Source organism: Mesorhizobium waitakense (assembly GCF_056431085.1).
This window is the reverse complement of the sequence record NZ_JBWKME010000043.1, coordinates 1-18158: the sequence shown is the minus strand read 5'-3', so window position 1 is coordinate 18158 and position 18158 is coordinate 1. Positions and strand designations below refer to the sequence as shown.

Sequence of the window (18158 nt, the reverse complement as noted above, 5' to 3'; positions counted from 1 at the left end):
AAAACCTTGCTCCGCGCCTACGCAACATCCAGGCAGAGATACTTCAGTTCGGTGAAGGCTTCGAGCCCGTGGCGCGAGCCTTCGCGGCCGATGCCGGATTGCTTGACTCCGCCGAACGGGATCGGCGCGCCAGTGATCTTGATGCGGTTGATGGCGACCATGCCGTAGTCGAGCGCGCGGCCCATGCGATGCTGGCGGGCGCCGTTCTCGGTCACGACATAGGCGACGAGGCCATATTCGGTGGCGTTGGCGCGGGCGATCACCTCATCCTCACTGTCGAACGGCGTTAGGGCGGCGACCGGACCAAAAGTCTCCTCGCGCATGATCAGCGCCTCGTCGGCGACATCGGCCAGCAGCGTCGGCTGGTAGAACAATGGCCCGGCAGCATGCCGCGCGCCGCCGGTGAGACAACGCGCGCCATGGGCCAGCGCATCGGCGACCTGTTCTTCGACTTTGTTGACGGCGCGCTCGTGCATCAATGGACCAATGTCGGTTTCATCAGCGAGGCCATTGCCGGTCTGCAACGCCTCGATGCGCCGTGCAAAGGCGGCGCAGAAGCGATCGTAGATCGGTCGCTGGACATAGATGCGGTTGGCTGCGAGGCAATCCTGGCCCGATGTGGCGAACTTGGCGTCGATGGCAATGCTCACGGCTTTGTCGAGATCGGCATCGGCAAAGACGATCAGCGGCGCGTGGCCGCCAAGTTCCATCACCAGTCGCTTCATGGTTGGCGCGCTCTGTGCCGCGATAAGCCTGCCGATCTCGGTCGAGCCGGTGAAGCTCATGGCGCGGACGCGCGGGTCTTCGCACATCCGGCCGACGATGGTTGAAGCCTTGCCGGTGACGACGTTGAAGACGCCGGCGGGCAGGCCGGCGCGTTCGCCGAGTTCGGCCAGCGCCAGCGCCGACAGCGGCGTTTCCGAAGAAGGATGTGCGACGATCGTGCAGCCGGCGGCGAAGGCGGCCGCTGCCTTGCGGGTTAGCATCGCCGACGGAAAATTCCACGGCGTGACGACACCGACGACACCGAGCGGTTCGCGGCGAACCATCATTTCCGCGTTCGGCAGATGGCTGGTCACACTCTCGGCGTTCAGGCGCTTTGCTTCTTCGGCATACCATTCGACGAAGGAGGCGGCATAGTCGATCTCGCCCAGCGACTCCTTTAGCGGCTTGCCCTGTTCCAAGGTCATCAGCAGAGCGAGGTCGTCTTTGGCGGCGATGATCAGCTTGAACCATTTTCGCAGAATTTTTGAGCGCTCCTGCGGCAGCAGCGACCGCCAAGCCGGAAAGGCGCGCACCGCGGCGTCGATCGCCTTTGTCGTCTGCCGTGCATCGAGTGCGGCGACGAAGGCGATGGTGGCGCCGGTGGCCGGGTCGGTGACCTCGAAGCTCTCAGCCGCCTCGCTCGCCGTCCAGTGACCGTCGACATAGCCGAGCTCGCGCGGCAGCCGGCGGTCGGCGAGGCGATCGAGCGCTTGATGGCGGTGCGAGCGGGCAAAATGCGCGGACATCATCGGCTACTCCCGGTTGGGTGATGTCGCCAGACTACGTGTGTCGCACGAAGGGAAGAGGCTGTTTAAGCACCGCTGTGTAGAGAGAACGTCTCTATTGCGCTACGCGCGCAGACGATCTCTCTGCCGCGCCACCACGGCTACACGGGCAAGAGATCGGCCACCGGCAAAACAGTCTCGTCCTTCACCGTCTTGGTGACGATGTAGGTGAAATAGCGGTCGATGCCGATCTCGCGTTCGAGCAAGCCGTCGACCAGCCGTTGATAGGCGTCGATGTCGCGCGCCATCACCTTCAGCACATAATCAACGCCACCGCCAACCGACCAACAGGCGACGATCTCGGGGATGTCGCGGATGACGCGCTCAAAGCGGTCGAAATCAGCCTGGCGGTGGCTTGCCAGCGTCACCTCCATCAGCACGGTGGCAACAGGCGCGATCAAACGCATGGCGATGCTGGCATAATAGCCCGACACGATGCCGGCCTTTTCCAGTTTGCGCAGCCGCATCCAGCACGGCGTCGGCGACAGGCCGACCTTGTCGGCCAGCGCCAGCTTGGTGATGCGCCCGTCACGCTGGATGGCGTCGAGGATTTTGAGGTCGATCGGATCGAGTTTCGCAGCAGCCATCAGTGTCCACTTTTTCGTCACGAGCACCATGACGGTGCATTATTTCGATTGTCAATTGCACTGATTTCGATCTCTAATATGTCATGACATTGTGGCAGCCCGATCCCACACTCATCCGCCGGCCGGCCTATCTGTCGCTCGCCGACCAATTCGCGCGCGCCATCCATGACGGGAGTCTGGCTAACGGGGCGCGATTGCCGACGCATCGCCGCCTGGCCGACGACCTCAAGCTGTCGGTACAAACGGTCAGCCGCGCATATGAGGAACTGATCCGGCGCGGTTTGATTTCGGGCGAAATAGGCCGCGGCAGCTTTGTCCAGACGCAGCGCCGTGAGCCGGAGCCGCCTTATCTGCCGGAGCGTCTGGGCGAGGTCATCGACCTTTCCATCCTGAAGCCGGTCTGCGAGCCGATGCATCTGGAGCGGCTCAAACAGGCGCTGGGCTGGTTGGCCGAGAACTTGCCGTCGAGCTCGGCGCTGTCGTTCCGACCCAATATGGTCTTTCCGCGCCACCGTGCGGTGGCGGTTGAATGGCTGAAGCTATGTGGTCTCGATGTGTCGCCGCAGAATGTCAGCCTGACCAATGGCGCCACGGCCGGCATGACGGTAGCGCTGATGAGCGTGGCACCACCCGGTTCGACCGTTGCCAGCGAGGCGATCGGCCATCACACCCTGGTGCCTCTGGCGCGCTATCTCGGCTTCAATCTGGAGGGGTTGCCGATCGACGATAACGGTCTGATCCCGGAGGCACTGGACGAAGCTTGCCGGCTGTCGGACATCCGGGCCGTGTTCGTGCAGCCTTCGGTAATCAACCCGACCGCGACGCTGATGGATGCCGCGCGGCGCGAGCAGATCGCGGCGGTTGCGCGCAAGCACGACATCGCCGTCATCGAGAACGATGTGCTGGGTCCGCTGGTCGAGCACCGGCCGCCGCCGGTTGCGGCTTTCGCGCCCGAGCGTACGCTCTACGTCACCTCCTTCACCAAGACCACCGTGCCCGGCCTGCGCATCGGCTATCTCGTTGCACCCGACCGCTATGTCGCCGCCGTTGCCAACCGCCACCTCGTCTCGAACTGGATGGCGACGCCGATGGTGGCCGAGATCGCCACCAAATGGGTGACCGACGGCACAGCGATGGATCTTGTGCGCTGGCAACGTTCGGCGTTGCGGCGGCGACAGGACATCGCTTCGGAAGTGCTTGCAGGTGTCGACTATCGCGCCCATCGCGATGGGCTGCATCTGTGGCTGCCGCTGCCCGGCGACCGCGCCGAAGAAAGTTTTGTCGCTCAGGCTCGCCTGCGGGGTGTGGCGATCGCGCCGGGAACATCCTTCCGCATCTCGGAAGCACCCTGGCATCCGGCGGTGCGCATCTCGCTGGGCTCGACCACCGAGGGGGAACTGCGCGCCGGGCTCGGCGTTGTTTCCAAGTTGCTGCTTGGCGATCCCGAGCATCTGCTGCTGGCCATCTAGGCAGAGATTGCCCTGAAATTGTGCGAGGCCAGAAATATTGTCATGATATTATTTTCCTAATTGACATGATTTCGCGCGTTCCGCATCGTTAAGGGCATAGGCTTCTCCAGCACGGGGAACTGCAGTGCCAACGCCCATCATCAAGATCGACGCCATTTCCAAAAGCTTCGGCAGCTTCAAGGTGCTGGACGGCCTGTCGATGCAGGTCATGCCAGGCGAGAAGCTGGCGCTGATCGGTCCGTCGGGCTCGGGCAAGACGACCATCCTGCGCATCCTGATGACGCTGGAGCGTATCGACGGCGGTTACATCCAGATCGACGGCGAGCAGCTCTACCACATGGAGCGCAATGGCCAGTTGCTCCCCGCCGACGAGCGGCATCTGACCAGAATGCGCCAGAAGATCGGTATGGTCTTCCAACTGTTCAACCTGTTCCCGCACAAATGCGTCATCGACAATGTCACGCTGGCGCCGATGCTGACCAAGGGTACGCCGCGCGCCGCCGCCGAAAAGCGGGCGATGGAACTGCTCGACATGGTCGGCATGGCCGACAAGGCCAAAAACATGCCGGCGCAGCTTTCCGGCGGCCAAAAGCAGCGCGTCGCGATCGCCCGCGCGCTGGCGCTGTCGCCGAAGATCATGCTGTTCGACGAGGTGACCTCGGCGCTCGATCCGGAGCTGGTCGAGGAGGTGTTGAACGTCATGCGCAAGCTCGCCGCCGAGACCGACATGACCATGCTGCTGGTCACCCACGAGATGGGATTCGCCCATGATTTCGCCGACCGGGTGCTGTTCTTCGATCGCGGCAAGATCGTCGAGGAAGGCAAACCCGATGAGATTTTCCGTCATCCCAAGCAGGAGCGCACACAGAGCTTCCTGAAGAAGATTATCGCGGCCGGACATCGGGTCTGACCGTCATGCGGGGCGGAAGAGCGCCCCAAGCAAACCAAGAAGACAAACAAGGAGTTGGGAACAATGAAGAAACTTGGCATTCTGGCCGGTGTCGCCGGCATTGCATTGACGGCGGTGCTGGCCGCCTCGACAGCGGGTTCGGCCGATGACAGCAAGCTCGAGCAGCTCAAGGCGCAAGGCTTTGCCCGTGTCGCCATCGCCAACGAGCCGCCGTATACGGCGGTCGCGGCCGACGGCAAGGTTTCGGGTGCGGCACCTGACGTGGCACGCGAGATATTCAAGCGCCTCGGCATCGGCGACATCGTCGCCTCGATCTCCGAATATGGCGCCATGATCCCCGGCCTGCAGGCCGGGCGCTTCGACGTTGTCACCGCCGGCCTGTTCATGAAGCCGGAGCGCTGCGCGGCTGTCGTCTATTCGGAGCCGGTGCTGTGCGATGCCGAGGCAATGCTGGTGAAGAAGGGCAATCCGAAGGGCTTCAAGAGCTACGAGGACATCGCCAAGGACACGAGTGCGACGATCGGTGCGCCGGGCGGTGGCACCGAGGAGAAGCTGGCACTCAATGCCGGCGTGCCGCGCGAGCGCGTCATCGTCGTGCCGGATGGCCAGAGCGGCGTGAAGATGCTGCAGGACGGCCGCATCGACGCCTATTCTCTCCCTGTGCTGTCGATCAACGACCTGGTGAAGAAGGCCAATGATCCGAACCTCGAAGTCATCGCGCCGGTGCAGGGCGCGCCGGTCTATTGCGATGGCGCCGCCTTCAAGAAGGGCGACGAGGCGCTGCGCGATGCCTACGATGTCGAACTGGCCAAGATGAAGAAGTCGGGCGAGTTCGCCAAGATCATCGAACCCTATGGCTTCTCGGCGGCAGCGGCGATGTCGACGACGCGCGACAAGCTCTGCTCGGCGAAGTAGCTCACTTCCCTTCTCAACGGGGAGAAGGTGGCCCGAAGGGCCGGATGAGGGGCAGGCAAGTTTCGGCGAGCTTGGAGCCGCCCCTCATCTGCCTGCCGGCATCTTCTCCCGTGAACGGGGAGACGGACCAAGGGTCACCGCCTCGCCTAATTGCTAACGTTGGAGAACGTCGAAATTCATGACCCAATGGTCCGGCTATTTCGGCCTGATATTGCAGGGAGCGCTTGTTACCATCGAGCTGACGCTGATGGGGTCGGTGCTTGCCCTGATCATGGCCTTTCTCGCCGGGCTGGGGCGGTTGTCGCGCTTCTTCGTGCTGCGCGCGCTGGCCACCGCCTATATCGAGTTCTTCCGCGGCACTTCGATCTTCGTGCAGCTGTTCTGGGCCTATTTCGTTTTGCCCTTTGCCGGCGTATCGCTGACCCCACTGCAGGCCGGCGTGCTGGCGCTGGGTCTCAATGTCGGCGCCTACGCGGCGGAAGTGGTGCGCGGCGCCATCCAGTCGATCGGCCGCGAACAGTATGAGGCCTGCATCGCGCTCAATCTCGGCCGCTGGCAAGGCATGCGCCACGTCATTCTGCCGCAGGCGTTGCTGCTCATGCTGCCGACCTTCGGCAACAACGCCATCGAATTGCTCAAGGCCACCGCTGTCGTCTCGCTGATCTCGCTCACCGACCTGACCTTCCAGGCGCAAGTGGTACGCTCGCAGACCGGCAACACGCTGGTGCCGTTCACCACCATCCTCATCATCTATTTCATCCTGGCGCTGCTGATTTCCTGGGGCGTGCGTTCGCTCGAACGCCGCATGGCGCGCGGGCTCGACGGGGTGCGCGTCTGATGGACTGGGATTGGAACTTTGTCTGGGAAATCCTGCCGACGCTGATCCAGGGCGTGAAGATCACCATCCTGGCGACGCTGCTCGGCTCGGTTCTGGCGGCGATCGTGGGCTTGGGCATTGCGCTGGCGCGGCGCTCGCCCAACCGGCTGCTGTCGCGCAGCGTCGGCTGGCTCGCCGAATTCATCCGCGGCACACCACTCTTGGTGCAGCTGTACTTCATCTTCTATGTGCTGCCCGACATCGGCATCCTGCTGCCGCCGTTGGTGGCGGGCGTCATCGGGCTTGGGCTGCACTACGGCACCTACACCGCTGAGGTCTATCGTGCAGGCATCGACAATGTGCCGCGCGGCCAGTGGGAGGCCGCCAAGGCCTGCAATCTGAGCGCCACGCAGACCTGGACACACATCATCATCCCGCAGGCCATTCCGCCGATGATCCCGGCGCTCGCCAATTACTTCATCGCCATGTTCAAGGAGACGCCGCTGCTCTCGGCGATCACCGTGCTGGAGCTGATGAATCAGGCCAAGAGCGTCGCCAACACTTACTATCGCTACATCGAGCCGATCACGCTGGTCGGCGCCTTCTTCCTCGTCATCAGCCTTTTCTCGGTCGTGCTGCTGCGCTGGCTGGAGCGTCGCTATGGCAAGATCGAGAGGTAGTCTTTTATGAAACCGCTGCCCGAAATCAGACTGATGCCGACAAGGCCTGCGCTCGATGCGCGTCCGCTCGACAAGCGCGTCGGCCTGATCATCCTGGCCACCGACCATACGAGCGAACCGGATTTTTGCCGCATGGTGGCGAGCGAGCGGATCGGCGTCTATGTCGCGCGCATTCCTTATGCCAATCCGACGACGCCTGAGAATTTGCGCAAGATGCAGCCGGCGCTGACGGCGGGCGCCGCACTCATCCTGCCCGACGAGCCGCTCGACGCTATCTGCTATTCCTGCACTTCGGCCTCGGTGGTCATCGGCGATGCTGAGGTTGAGGCGGCGATCCAGGCCGCGAAGCCTTGCGTGCCTGTCGTCACGCCGCCAATGGCCGGCGTGCGCGGTCTGAACGCATTGGGCGCGAGAAGGGTCAGCATCCTCACCCCCTACACGGTCGAAACCTCTAGGCCGATGGCGACCTATTTCGCCGAACGCGGTTTCGAGATCGCCAGTTTCACCTGTCTCGGTTTCGAGGACGACCGCGAGATGGCGCGCATCGCGCCGGCAGCCCTGGTCGACCTGGCGCGTCAGGCGACCCACGCGCAGGCTGACGCGCTGTTCGTGTCCTGCACGGCGCTGCGGGGCGCACTCGCGACCCCCGGCATGGAAGAGGCGATCGGCCGTTCCGTGGTGACCAGCAACCAGGCGACCGCGTGGAACTGCTTGCGGCTTTGCGGCGACGAGACATCCCATCCCGAATTTGGCCGTCTGATGACGCTGCCCTTGCCGCGAGATTGATGGTCATGAAACCGGTCACACTTCAGCAGATCCGCGCGGCCCGCGAGCGTATTGCCGGCAAGGCCGAGCAGACGACCACCGCGCTTTCTCAGAGTCTTTCCGCACATTTGGGCGCGCCGGTCTACCTCAAGCTTGAGCATCGCCAGGCCACAGGCAGCTTCAAGCTGCGCGGCGCCTCGAATGCTGTCGCTTCGCTGAGTGCCGAGGAGAAGGCACGCGGCGTGGTCGCGGCCTCGACCGGCAACCATGGTCGGGCGCTGGCGCATGCTGCGAAGCTCGAAGGCATGCGCGCGGTGATCTGCATGTCGCGTCTGGTGCCGGGCAACAAGCTCGATGAGATCCGCCGCCTCGGCGCGGAGGTGCACATCGTGGGCAACAGCCAGGACGATGCGCAGCGGGACGTCGAACGGCTGGTGGCTGAGGAGGGGCTGGTCATGCTGCCGCCCTTCGACCATCCCGATATCATCGCCGGGCAAGGCACGCTTGGGCTGGAAATGATCGAGCAGGTCCCGGATGCCGCGCTGGTTCTGGTACCGCTGTCCGGCGGCGGGCTGGCATCGGGCGTGGCGGCAGCAGTCAAGGGCGTCAGCCCGCGCACAAAAGTTATCGGCGTCTCTATGGCGCGCGGTGCGGCGATGAAGGCAAGCCTCGATGCCGGGCGCCCGGTGCCTGTGGAGGAACTGCCGACGCTGGCGGATTCGCTCGGCGGCGGCATCGGCCTCGACAACCGGCTGACCTTCGCCATGTGCCGCGACCTGCTCGACGATGTCATCCTGCTTGGCGAGGATGAGATCGCCGCCGGCATCCGCCATGCCTACGAACGGGAGCGCGAGATCGTCGAGGGCGCCGGCGCGGTCGGCATCGCGGCGCTGCTCGCCGGCAAGGTCAACGCGAACGGGCCGGTGGTTGTTCTTCTCTCCGGCCGCAACATCGATATGGGTCTGCACCGCAAGCTCGTCTGCGGTGAGGCGCCATCGCCGAAGGAGCGTGCCGCATGAACCGGATGACGATCCTCACCGAAGCCGAGTTGCGGGCGATCGTGACACTCGATCTCGATGCCGTCGCCTGCGTCGAAAACGCCTTCCGCGCACTCGCCACCCTGCCGGTGGCGATGCCGCCGATCCTGCGGCTGGACATTCCCGAGCATCGCGGCGAGGTCGACGTGAAATCCGCCTATGTGCCAGGCATCGACGGTTTCGCCGTCAAGATCAGCTCCGGCTTCTTCGACAACCCGAAACTCGGCCTGCCCAGCGGCAACGGCATGATGGTGCTGCTGTCGGCCAAAACAGGCCTGGTCGAGGCGCTATTGCTCGACAACGGCTATCTCACCGATGTCCGCACGGCGGCGGCCGGCGCGGTCGCGGCGAAACATTTGTCACGGCCAGAGTCCACGGTGGCTGCGATCTTCGGCGCCGGCGTGCAGGCCGGACTGCAGCTCGAAGCGCTCATGCTGGTGCGGCCGATCGCCGAGGCGCGCATCTGGGGGCGCGATGCCGCCAAGGCAGGGATGACCGCGGCCGCCCTGCGCGAAAAGCTCGGCATCGCCGTGCATGCCGAAGCTGATGCGGCAGAGGCGGTCGCCGGCGCCGACATCATCGTGACCACAACGCCGTCGACCGAACCGCTGATCAAGGCTGGCTTCGTCTCTGCAGGGCAGCACATCACCGCCATGGGATCGGACGCCGAGCACAAGAACGAGATCGCGCCGGCCATCCTGCGCATGGCGGATCTCTATGTCGCCGACAGTGCCAGCCAGACGCGGCGCTTGGGTGAACTGCATCACGCCATCGCGGCGGGCGTGATGGCCTCGGATGCGGAGGTGACGGAACTCGGTCAGATCATCGCCGGCACAAAACACGGCCGGCGCTCGGCCAGCGACATCACCATCGCCGATCTCACCGGCACGGGTGTGCAGGACACGGCGATTGCCACGCTCGCCCGCGACCGGGCGCGGACGGCCGATGCCGGAACCATTTTCGAAAGCTGATGCTGGCCGCAAGAGCATGATCCGGAAAGCGGGAACCCGGTTTTCCAAAGAGATCATGCTCAAACAAAAATTACCTGGAGCCAGATTCAACCAAGTTGAAGCGGGTTCCAAGGCCCAACAAACAAGGAAGCAAAAAGAATGATGCCGAACCTGAAATTCTCGCGCGGCGAATATGCGGAACGCCTCGCCAAGACCCGGCATGCCATGGCGGTGAAGGGCGTCGATCTTTTGATCGTCAGCGATCCCTCCAACATGGCCTGGCTGACCGGCTATGACGGCTGGTCGTTCTACGTGCACCAGGCGGTCATCGTGCCGCCATCGGGGGAACCGGTCTGGTACGGCCGCGGCCAGGATGCCAACGGCGCCAAGCGCACCGCCTATCTCGCGCATGGCAACATCGTCGGCTATGCCGACCACTACGTGCAGTCGACCGAGCGCCACCCGATGGATTATCTCGCCAGCGTGCTTGCCGATCGCGGCTGGGGCAAGCTCAGCATCGGCGTCGAGATGGACAATTACTGGTTCTCGGCTGCCGCCTTCGCGTCATTGCAGAAGCATTTGCCCAATGCCCGCTTTGTCGATGCCACCGCTCTGGTCAACTGGCAGCGTGCGGTGAAGAGTCCGACCGAGATCGACTATATGCGCAAGGCCGCCCGCATTGTCGAAGCAATGCATCAGCGCATCGTCGACAAGATCGAGGTCGGCATGCGCAAATGCGACCTTGTCGCCGAGATCTACGATGCCGGCACGCGCGGCGTCGATGGTATCGGCGGCGACTATCCGGCGATCGTGCCGCTGCTGCCGTCGGGCACTGACGCCTCGGCGCCGCATCTAACCTGGGACGACAGACCGATGAAGCGGGGCGAGGGCACCTTCTTCGAGATCGCCGGCTGCTACAATCGCTACCACTGCCCGCTGTCGCGCACCGTGTTCCTCGGCAAGCCGACGCAGGAATTCCTTGATGCCGAGAAGGCGACGCTGGAAGGTATGGATGCTGGGCTTGCCGCGGCAAGGCCCGGCAACACTTGCGAGGACATTGCCAACGCCTTCTTCGCCGTGCTGAAAAAGTACGGCATCGTCAAGGATAACCGCACCGGCTATCCGATCGGCCTTTCCTATCCGCCGGATTGGGGCGAGCGCACGATGAGCCTGCGCCCCGGCGACCGCACCGAGCTCAAGCCGGGCATGACCTTCCACTTCATGACCGGCCTGTGGCTGGAGACGATGGGGCTCGAGATCACCGAGTCCATCCTGATCACCGAAACCGGTGTAGAGTGTCTGGCCCAGGTGCCGCGCAAGCTGGTGGTCAAGGATTGAAGCCGATGTCCAATCTGCGCCCATCGCCAATTTCGCCAACCGTCGATTTCGACCGCGACGGCGTGCAGCATGGTTTCCTTCGGTTGCCTTACAGCCGGGACGATTCAGCCTGGGGGTCGGTGATGATCCCGATCTGCGTCATTCGCAACGGCAAGGGGCCGGCTGCACTGCTTACTGGCGGCAACCATGGCGACGAGTATGAGGGGCCGCTGGCGCTCTATGAATTGGCTCGGACGCTCGATCCAAAGCATGTCAGCGGTACAGTAATCATCGTGCCGGCGATGAACTACCCGGCCTTTCGCGCCGGCACGCGCACCTCGCCGATCGACAGAGGCAATCTGAACCGCAGCTTTCCCGGCCGGCCGGACGGTACGGTGACCGAGAAGATCGCCGATTATTTCCAGCGCGAATTGCTGCCGCGGTCGGACATTGCGCTCGACTTTCATTCCGGTGGCAAGACGCTCGATTTCGTGCCGTTCTGCGCCGCCCATATCCGGCCCGACAAGGCGCTGGAAGCGCAGGGGTTCGCGGCGGTCGAAGCGTTCTCGGCACCCTGGTCGATGAAGATGTTGGAAATCGACGCGGTCGGCATGTTCGATACCGCCGCCGAAGAGATGGGGAAACTGTTCATCACCACCGAGCTAGGCGGCGGCGGGACGTCCCGCGCGGAAACAATGCGGATCGCGCGACGCGGCGTGCTCAACGTTTTGCGACACGCCGGCATTGTCGCTGGTGCGGTCGAGACGACTCGAAGCCAGTGGCTGGATATGCCGTCGGCCGACTGCTTCTCGTTCGCCGAGGACGATGGAATGATCGAGACGATGGTCGATCTCGGCGAGGAGGTCGAGAATGGGCAGGTTGTCGCGCGTATCCACGGCATCGGCCGTACCGGCGTCGCTCCTCAGGAGATCAGGGCGAAAATGTCGGGCCTGCTGGCGGCGCGGCATTTCCCGGGATTGGTCAAGGCGGGAGACTGCATTTCGGTCATTGCAGTTCGGGTTGGTTGACGACAAATAAGAAGCGACTGCAATGCCGAGATGTGTTCGGCGCCAACGACGCGGCAGCACCCGCGTTAGGCTAGATGCCCCACTGCGCGGTGGTGGTGGCAAGCGGACAGATCTCAGTGTTGAGGACTGCAGGGCCGATGCCAGATGCCCTTGCATCGCCGCCGTATGGACGCCCCATCTGGAACCGTCAACGAAGCCGCCGTGAACGTGAACAGCCGATTGACCGCTTCCGTAGCCAGGCCCTGGACGCGGCGCCAAGTGCCAGTGCCGCGCTGGGCGATCATGACTACGACACGCGGTTTGACCATTTGCCGTTGAGGCTCAGTGTCTGGCCGATCCTACGCTGAAGGCGTTGCTGCCGCCCCCTTTGACGGAGCCGCCAGCCGCGTTAGCCTGATCTTCTCCAGAAAGTCGCCCAGCATACCGCGGGCTTCGGCCGATCCCAGATGATCGACATAGTCGCGCGACTCTACGATCTCCCCATCGCGCACGCGCATCACGAAGATGCACGGGTAGGATACATGTTGACGCTTGCGATCACATGCCCCGCATAGCTGAATTCAGCGACGATGACCTCCTGATCGGCTGTCTCGTGGACATAGATGTCCGTCGGCATCAATCTGAGCGTCGGAACCCCTCGCATGCCATCGAAATGCTGTCGAAGTGCCTCACGGCCCGCAAGTCCAGGCCGTTTCAGCGGGTCGAATGGATGCGCGACCGAGGTGTTTTCGGCATAGAATTCTGAAAGGTCCGCGCTTGCCTGGCATATGCCGTGCACCAATGCGAGGAATGTTTCCTTAGGTGTCCTTGCTGACTGCATCTAGGCTTCCTTCAAGCTTCAGGCACCGCGCCCGTCCGGTGGCAACGGCAGCGTCAGATCAGAAGGCGGGGTTAATCAAGGCCGAGATTGCCAGTCCCCTTAGAGGGTCGAACCTCTGCCTGGCGTCAACAGTTCTGGGAGATGACGTCTCAATCGCCAAATCGCTCCGTCTGAAATTCAGGCTCACCATCAGGTGGCCTCCGATGGCGCGGCCAACCCGCAATATCTGTCAAGGCTCGCGGCAATCCGCGACCTGCTCAGGACGCTACACTTGATAAACGCCGCTCCCTTCCGGTCGAGCGGCGTTTTCGTATCTTCTGTAAAAAGCGAACGAACGGCCCGCCTTGTGAAAGGGCGAGCCGTTCTTTTCGGATTTGTTATTCCCTGACGGCTGGGTAGGGTCAACTTGGTCGCTGCCTGTCCACTGAACCGGCAACAGGCCAGAGAGACCCGCTCCGGCGGGCTTTTTTTGCGCGACTTCGATGAACCACGGATGATCCTGCGATTGTAGGCCTATCTTCCAGCAGCCGAGATGTGCCAACTCGGCTTAACGATCGATCTCTCCGAACACGATGTCGAGCGAACCAATGATCGCGGAGACATCGGCGATCATGTGGCCCCGACACAAGAAATCCATCGTCTGCAGATGGGCGAAGGAGGGTGCTCGGATCTTGCACCGGTACGGAACATTGCTGCCATCGGAAATCAGATAAACGCCGAACTCACCCTTCGGTGCTTCGACCGCAGCGTATACCTCTCCGGCGGGCACGTGATGCCCTTCCGTGTAAAGTTTGAAATGATGGATCGTCGCTTCCATCGAGCGTTTCATCTCGGCACGCGACGGTGGCGTGATCTTTTGATTTGGAAGTGCGACCGGGCCCCGGCCTTCCGGCGATCGTAATTTTTCCAGGCATTGCTTCATGATCCGTACAGACTGGCGCATTTCCTCCATGCGGACGAGATAGCGGTCATAGCAGTCCCCGTTCTTGCCGATGGGAATGTCGAAATCCATTTCGGGGTAACATTCATATGGCTGCGCCTTGCGCAAATCCCAGGCCGCGCCCGATCCGCGTACCATCACGCCGGAGAAGCCCCAAGCCCAGGCATCGTCAAGACCGATCACGCCGATATCGACGTTGCGTTGCTTGAAGATGCGGTTGTCTGTGAGCAGCACTTCGAGATTGTCGCAGACCTTGAGGAACGGGTCACAGAAATCCCAGATGTCGTCCAGAAGCTTCGGAGGCAGATCCTGATGCACGCCGCCGACCCGGAAATAATTCGCGTGCATGCGGGCGCCGGATGCGCGCTCGTAGAAGACCATCAGCTTCTCGCGCTCGGCAAAACCCCAGAGCGGCGGGGTCAGCGCGCCGATATCCATGGCTTGCGTCGTCACATTGAGAAGGTGTGACAGAAGCCGGCCGATTTCGCAAAAAAGGACACGGATGAGCTGTCCGCGCCTGGGAACCGATATTTCGAGCAGCTTCTCGGCGGCGAGGCAGAATGCGTGCTCCTGATTCATTGGCGCGACGTAGTCGAGCCGGTCGAAATAGGGCAGGGCCTGCAGATAGTTCTTGTGCTCTATGAGCTTCTCGGTCCCGCGATGGAGCAGGCCGATATGCGGATCGACGCGCTTGACGACCTCGCCATCGAGTTCAAGCACGAGCCGCAAGACACCATGCGCGGCCGGATGCTGCGGTCCGAAATTGATGGTGAAGTTGCGAATTGCGGCCTCGGCCATGGCGATCCTTCCGGCCTCGTAGTTCGCAGTCGATCTCGAATGCCCGATGCAAAGTGCGGCGCCTGACCGACGATCAAATCAAGTCGTCGTCTGGGCCATCGTCACCGATGTTGGCAGCGACCACATGCGACGAATCCAGCCCGACCGCTGCCGACACCGACACGGCAGGTGGCGTCGCATCGATCGAACTTTGCAGGATATACTACCCTTCCGAGCTCGTTTGGGTAATCACGGCATCGACCTCCGATCTAATTTCCGGAGGCAAATCCTCGATGTCGATGACCGCTACGCTCGTGAAGCCTGGTCACACAAAGTTGGCGGAGCCTGGGTTACATCTGGGGGAAGTTGCGCGCCCGGGGATTGAGCGTAAACTGGCGACGCCACGCCGAGTGCCAAAAGGACGGCGATTGTCGTCAGCATGCGCATGATCTTTCCGTTCCCGTTTGCTCAAAAGAGGATCATCTTGATGGCAACAAAGAGTATCCCTTAGTTGTGGCCCTCGGCTGCCACAGATGTGCCCAATGGTGAAAGCCGTGCCTCGGAGCTGTTGCCTTGGACATGTAAATCGTGAGACCGGTAATTTTGCTGGGGTAGTGTCTACAGGGATTGGCAGCAAGGTCCGATCCAACACGGTCGTTTTCGTCATGGCCGCGACGATCGAATGGATTACCTCGATCAAGGGGCGGAATTTACCCCAGCAAAATTACCGGTCTCCCCCCGAGGATGGGCCGAACGCCTTGCCAGGAAACTCAGGCTCCGATGAGATAGCAGGGCTCCGAAAGCTCACGGCTTCGGAGCAGGTAAGGTACCGATCCGCATCGGCGCCACTCCATTCACCGCACGGGCGCCAACCGGCCCCCGGTTATCCCTCCACTTGGACTTCTTTCCATGCTCGTTGCGCAGATTAGCGACTTCCATGTCCATCCCGTTGGCCAAATGGTATATGCTGGCATCGACACCAATGCCATGACGCGGCGCGCCATTGCCACGATCGCTGCCCTGGACCCTGTTCCCGATTGCGTCCTCGTCACGGGCGATCTTGCCGATAGCGGGGGCCTGGACGAGTACGCTCTCGTGGTTGATATCCTGTCCCGTCTGGCAATGCCGGTATTCGTCATTCCGGGCAATCACGACCGGCGCGAGACGATGCGCGACGGCCTCGCCGCGGCCTATCCCTATCTGCGCCAAGCTGAGGATTTTCTGCATTACGTTGTCGAGGATTTTCCAGTTCGGCTCATCGGCCTCGACACGGTGGTGCCGGGAAAGGTCGGCGGTGCTATCTGCGCCGCACGAGCGGCTTGGTTTGCCGATCGTCTCGCTGAAGGGGACGGTCGCCCGACGCTGGTCTTCATGCATCACCCACCCTTCGTTACCGGTGTCAGCGGGATGGACGCGACGATGTGCCGAACCGACAGCGCATTCGCGGGGCTTGTCGAAAGCCATCCTGAAATTGAATGCGTGGTCGCCGGCCATCACCATCGCCCCATCACCCGTCGCTGGGCCGGCACGGTCGGCTTCGTTGTGCCCGGAGTGGCGCATCAGCTGGCGCTTGATCTTCGCCCGGGCCAGCCCATCCGATTTATCCTCGAGCCTCCGGGCTTTGCGCTCCACGCCTGGTCGCCCGAGACCGGCTTGGTCTCGCATGTCGCGCCAATCGGCGACTACGGACCGAGTCGCGATTTTTAGCTTTATTCCGGTTGTTCGTGGAAGCTCGAGAAATGAGCCGCTGCTGCTGGCCTCGGCGGAAGCGGAGGCCGGAACGCGCATCCAAACAGCGCAGTAGTGACGGTCCGGAGGCGGCGTAGATGCAACGGAAGCGCCGCGCCGGCTGTGCCGGCGTTCGCCCTCGCCTCGCCTGCAGCGCGAATAGCGCTGCTGGCTCGCCCAGGTTCGGTCATCGTCAATCACCAGATCACGCACGATCAGCACGGGAAGGAGCCGGTGAGCGACAGCGCAGGGTTCGGCGTCGTTTTGGCCTTCGGCCTATTGGTGCTCAACTGGCTGGCGATTCGCTATATCGGTGTTGTCGCCTGGCTGGCGAGCTTCTGATGCGCACGCCGTTCCACCCCCCGGTGCGAGGAACGGGAGAGCACCAAGGACGGCGACGAAATAGCAGGGCGGTACAACCCGCCCCAACCGAAGCCGCGTTCTCGACGACATGGTTACTGTGACAAGACGAACAGGTTATAAGGCTATCAGGCAGCAGACTGGTTGAGGAACGCCCACCGTCATGAAGCCGATGAACGAAGAGCACCTCGCGGTTCTACGCAGGCACATGGTCGAGGTGATTGCAATCCATGCCGACCTTGCAAGCGAAGAACTCGGCAAGGCGACGCTCGATGAGCGGGTGATGGCAGCGATGCGGCGGGTGCCACGGCATCTCTTCGTTCCAGCCGTGGTCGCGCCTTATGCCTACCAGGACATGCCGCTGCCGATCGGCTTCGATAAGACCGTCTCGCAGCCCTTCATGGTCGCTCTCATGACCGATCTCCTTGCTCCCCAACCGCACGAGGCAGTGCTCGAGATCGGCACCGGCCTGGGCTACCAAACCGCAATCCTCGCGGAACTCGCCTCGCAGGTTTGGAGCGTCGAAATCATCGAGGAATTCGCAAGCGATGCCGAGGCTCTCCTGCAGGGCCTCGGCACCTCCAATGTCGGCATTCGTGTCGGAGACGGGTCTCGCGGCTGGCCTGAGCACGCCCCATTCGACAAGATCCTGATCACGGTGGCGGCTGAGCCGACGCCGCCGGCTTTGCTTGAGCAGCTCAAGCCAGGGGGGCGCATGGTTCTGCCTGTGGGATCTGAAAAAGTACAGTTGCTGACTGTCATCGACAAGGTCGCGGCAGGGCAACTCAAGACTCGGAAACTCATCCCAGTTCGGTTCAGTCGGCTCGAAACGGTCTAATGAGGGGTGCAACTGCGCGGAGCTGTGCTGGAAGATCAGGATAACGCGCGCCGCATCGATCACACGGCCGCTAGATGGCATCGCCGATCTTTTGACATCCATGGCGCAACGCTAACTCGTCGAGCACGCCTGCAGCCGCCGGTCGCAGCCGCTGGCGATCATGCCGGCGCGGTCGTAGTGCGCGCTTCTCAAAGACCCTTATCCAGCCAGTTTGCCTACCAGAGGGCAAATGGGTCGCTCATCTCTAAAGGTCGAAGGAAGGGACCCCTGATTGGCTGTTTCGTTGGTTCGGCTACCATCCTGACGACGCACAGCCTGGACCGTTTTTGAGATGGCTTCCGCTCAACTTGTTGGACGGACCGGTTCTTGGATCGAGCGCAATCCGCAACACTCCGCCATCGGGCCAGGTAACTTCGATAATGGTTTCGACACGGACAAACTGCGATCCTACGGACTAGGGGTTGTTGATATTCAGGATTCCACTTCGGGCTTGATCGTGATTCAAGCTTTTGATGGAACGATTGATGGAACGATTCGTGCTGACTGATGCCCAATGGGCGAAGATGGAACCGCATTGCCTTGGCAAGGCGACGGACCCTGGACGAAGCGGAGGCGACAGCCGCCGCTTTATCGAGGCAGTGCTTTGGATCGTACGGACGGGGAGCCCGTG

The 18158-nt window shown here is 62.3% G+C and carries 18 protein-coding genes; 14 read left to right on the top strand and 4 right to left on the bottom strand.

The genetic code is table 11. From position 1 onward, the window contains the following. Positions 1-17: 17 nt before the first annotated feature. Positions 18-1511, bottom strand: coding sequence for an NAD-dependent succinate-semialdehyde dehydrogenase (locus tag AC07FD_RS09940; RefSeq protein WP_478349728.1), 1494 nt, complete (start codon positions 1509-1511; stop codon positions 18-20). A gap of 140 nt (positions 1512-1651) precedes the next feature. After that, positions 1652-2137 (bottom strand): Lrp/AsnC family transcriptional regulator, encoded by a 486-nt coding sequence (locus tag AC07FD_RS09935; protein ID WP_478349685.1) that lies wholly within the window; start codon positions 2135-2137, stop codon positions 1652-1654. Between the two features lie 83 nt (positions 2138-2220). Between AC07FD_RS09935 and ehuR the strand changes: the two genes are divergently transcribed. The 10 genes from ehuR to doeB all read left to right on the top strand — a co-directional run bounded on the left by ehuR (position 2221) and on the right by doeB (position 12025). After that, on the top strand, positions 2221-3606 hold the full coding sequence (gene ehuR, locus AC07FD_RS09930; protein WP_478349684.1) for a MocR-like ectoine utilization transcription factor EhuR: 1386 nt from the start codon (positions 2221-2223) through the stop codon (positions 3604-3606). A gap of 124 nt (positions 3607-3730) precedes the next feature. Then, the gene (gene ehuA / locus AC07FD_RS09925) at positions 3731-4516 is read left to right on the top strand and encodes an ectoine/hydroxyectoine ABC transporter ATP-binding protein EhuA (RefSeq protein WP_478349683.1); all 786 of its coding nucleotides are present in this window, start codon (positions 3731-3733) and stop codon (positions 4514-4516) included. Between the two features lie 63 nt (positions 4517-4579). Beyond that, positions 4580-5431, top strand: a complete 852-nt coding sequence (ehuB, locus tag AC07FD_RS09920; RefSeq protein WP_478349682.1) for an ectoine/hydroxyectoine ABC transporter substrate-binding protein EhuB — start codon at positions 4580-4582, stop codon at positions 5429-5431. Positions 5432-5609: 178 nt separating this feature from the next. Continuing rightward, complete coding sequence (gene ehuC / locus AC07FD_RS09915; protein WP_478349681.1) at positions 5610-6269, top strand: ectoine/hydroxyectoine ABC transporter permease subunit EhuC; 660 nt, start codon at positions 5610-5612, stop codon at positions 6267-6269. Then, positions 6269-6928, top strand: a complete 660-nt coding sequence (gene ehuD / locus AC07FD_RS09910; protein WP_478349680.1) for an ectoine/hydroxyectoine ABC transporter permease subunit EhuD — start codon at positions 6269-6271, stop codon at positions 6926-6928. Before ehuC ends, ehuD begins: the two co-directional genes overlap by 1 nt. A 6-nt stretch (positions 6929-6934) precedes the next feature. Then, the gene (eutA, locus tag AC07FD_RS09905) at positions 6935-7714 is read left to right on the top strand and encodes an ectoine utilization protein EutA (RefSeq protein ID WP_478349679.1); all 780 of its coding nucleotides are present in this window, start codon (positions 6935-6937) and stop codon (positions 7712-7714) included. 5 nt (positions 7715-7719) lie between these two features. Continuing rightward, positions 7720-8712, top strand: a complete 993-nt coding sequence (gene eutB / locus AC07FD_RS09900) for a hydroxyectoine utilization dehydratase EutB (protein ID WP_478349678.1) — start codon at positions 7720-7722, stop codon at positions 8710-8712. Further along, on the top strand, positions 8709-9701 hold the full coding sequence (locus tag AC07FD_RS09895) for a cyclodeaminase (RefSeq protein ID WP_478349677.1): 993 nt from the start codon (positions 8709-8711) through the stop codon (positions 9699-9701). The genes eutB and AC07FD_RS09895 overlap by 4 nt, the downstream gene beginning before the upstream one ends. Positions 9702-9839: 138 nt before the next feature. After that, positions 9840-11018, top strand: a complete 1179-nt coding sequence (doeA, locus tag AC07FD_RS09890; protein ID WP_478349676.1) for an ectoine hydrolase DoeA — start codon at positions 9840-9842, stop codon at positions 11016-11018. Positions 11019-11023: 5 nt separating this feature from the next. After that, the gene (doeB, locus tag AC07FD_RS09885) at positions 11024-12025 is read left to right on the top strand and encodes a N(2)-acetyl-L-2,4-diaminobutanoate deacetylase DoeB (RefSeq protein ID WP_478349675.1); all 1002 of its coding nucleotides are present in this window, start codon (positions 11024-11026) and stop codon (positions 12023-12025) included. Between the two features lie 496 nt (positions 12026-12521). On the opposite strand, the gene AC07FD_RS09880 is transcribed toward doeB, so the two are convergent. Together AC07FD_RS09880 and AC07FD_RS09875 are read right to left on the bottom strand one after the other, a co-directional pair. Next, complete coding sequence (locus tag AC07FD_RS09880) at positions 12522-12845, bottom strand: hypothetical protein (protein ID WP_478349674.1); 324 nt, start codon at positions 12843-12845, stop codon at positions 12522-12524. A 547-nt stretch (positions 12846-13392) separates the two neighbouring features. Next, positions 13393-14583 (bottom strand): NADH-quinone oxidoreductase subunit D, encoded by a 1191-nt coding sequence (locus tag AC07FD_RS09875; protein ID WP_478349673.1) that lies wholly within the window; start codon positions 14581-14583, stop codon positions 13393-13395. Between the two features lie 888 nt (positions 14584-15471). Here AC07FD_RS09875 and AC07FD_RS09870 point away from each other — a divergent pair. The 4 genes from AC07FD_RS09870 to AC07FD_RS09855 all read left to right on the top strand — a co-directional run. After that, positions 15472-16269: a phosphodiesterase gene (locus AC07FD_RS09870; protein ID WP_136621989.1), complete on the top strand. Its 798-nt coding sequence runs from the start codon at positions 15472-15474 to the stop codon at positions 16267-16269. Positions 16270-16813: 544 nt separating this feature from the next. Further along, positions 16814-17488, top strand: coding sequence for a protein-L-isoaspartate(D-aspartate) O-methyltransferase (locus AC07FD_RS09865; protein WP_478349672.1), 675 nt, complete (start codon positions 16814-16816; stop codon positions 17486-17488). A 331-nt stretch (positions 17489-17819) separates the two neighbouring features. Continuing rightward, positions 17820-18035: a hypothetical protein gene (locus AC07FD_RS09860; RefSeq protein WP_478349732.1), complete on the top strand. Its 216-nt coding sequence runs from the start codon at positions 17820-17822 to the stop codon at positions 18033-18035. Then, the coding region (locus AC07FD_RS09855; protein ID WP_478349727.1) for a transposase at positions 18001-18158 on the top strand (158 nt) is incomplete at its 3' end. The genes AC07FD_RS09860 and AC07FD_RS09855, both read left to right, overlap by 35 nt.

What these genes read in the sequence shown, in the direction of transcription:
- AC07FD_RS09940 (WP_478349728.1), bottom strand. Translation starts at nt 1,511, where the DNA reads ATGTCCGCGCATTTTGCCCGCTCGCACCGCCATCAAGCGCTCGATCGC.
- AC07FD_RS09935 (WP_478349685.1), bottom strand. Translation starts at nt 2,137, where the DNA reads ATGGCTGCTGCGAAACTCGATCCGATCGACCTCAAAATCCTCGACGCC.
- ehuR (WP_478349684.1), top strand. Translation starts at nt 2,221, where the DNA reads ATGACATTGTGGCAGCCCGATCCCACACTCATCCGCCGGCCGGCCTAT.
- ehuB (WP_478349682.1), top strand. Translation starts at nt 4,580, where the DNA reads ATGAAGAAACTTGGCATTCTGGCCGGTGTCGCCGGCATTGCATTGACG.
- ehuC (WP_478349681.1), top strand. Translation starts at nt 5,610, where the DNA reads ATGACCCAATGGTCCGGCTATTTCGGCCTGATATTGCAGGGAGCGCTT.
- ehuD (WP_478349680.1), top strand. Translation starts at nt 6,269, where the DNA reads ATGGACTGGGATTGGAACTTTGTCTGGGAAATCCTGCCGACGCTGATC.
- eutA (WP_478349679.1), top strand. Translation starts at nt 6,935, where the DNA reads ATGAAACCGCTGCCCGAAATCAGACTGATGCCGACAAGGCCTGCGCTC.
- eutB (WP_478349678.1), top strand. Translation starts at nt 7,720, where the DNA reads ATGAAACCGGTCACACTTCAGCAGATCCGCGCGGCCCGCGAGCGTATT.
- AC07FD_RS09895 (WP_478349677.1), top strand. Translation starts at nt 8,709, where the DNA reads ATGAACCGGATGACGATCCTCACCGAAGCCGAGTTGCGGGCGATCGTG.
- doeA (WP_478349676.1), top strand. Translation starts at nt 9,840, where the DNA reads ATGATGCCGAACCTGAAATTCTCGCGCGGCGAATATGCGGAACGCCTC.
- doeB (WP_478349675.1), top strand. Translation starts at nt 11,024, where the DNA reads ATGTCCAATCTGCGCCCATCGCCAATTTCGCCAACCGTCGATTTCGAC.
- AC07FD_RS09880 (WP_478349674.1), bottom strand. Translation starts at nt 12,845, where the DNA reads ATGCAGTCAGCAAGGACACCTAAGGAAACATTCCTCGCATTGGTGCAC.
- AC07FD_RS09875 (WP_478349673.1), bottom strand. Translation starts at nt 14,583, where the DNA reads ATGGCCGAGGCCGCAATTCGCAACTTCACCATCAATTTCGGACCGCAG.
- AC07FD_RS09870 (WP_136621989.1), top strand. Translation starts at nt 15,472, where the DNA reads ATGCTCGTTGCGCAGATTAGCGACTTCCATGTCCATCCCGTTGGCCAA.
- AC07FD_RS09865 (WP_478349672.1), top strand. Translation starts at nt 16,814, where the DNA reads ATGAAGCCGATGAACGAAGAGCACCTCGCGGTTCTACGCAGGCACATG.
- AC07FD_RS09860 (WP_478349732.1), top strand. Translation starts at nt 17,820, where the DNA reads ATGGCTTCCGCTCAACTTGTTGGACGGACCGGTTCTTGGATCGAGCGC.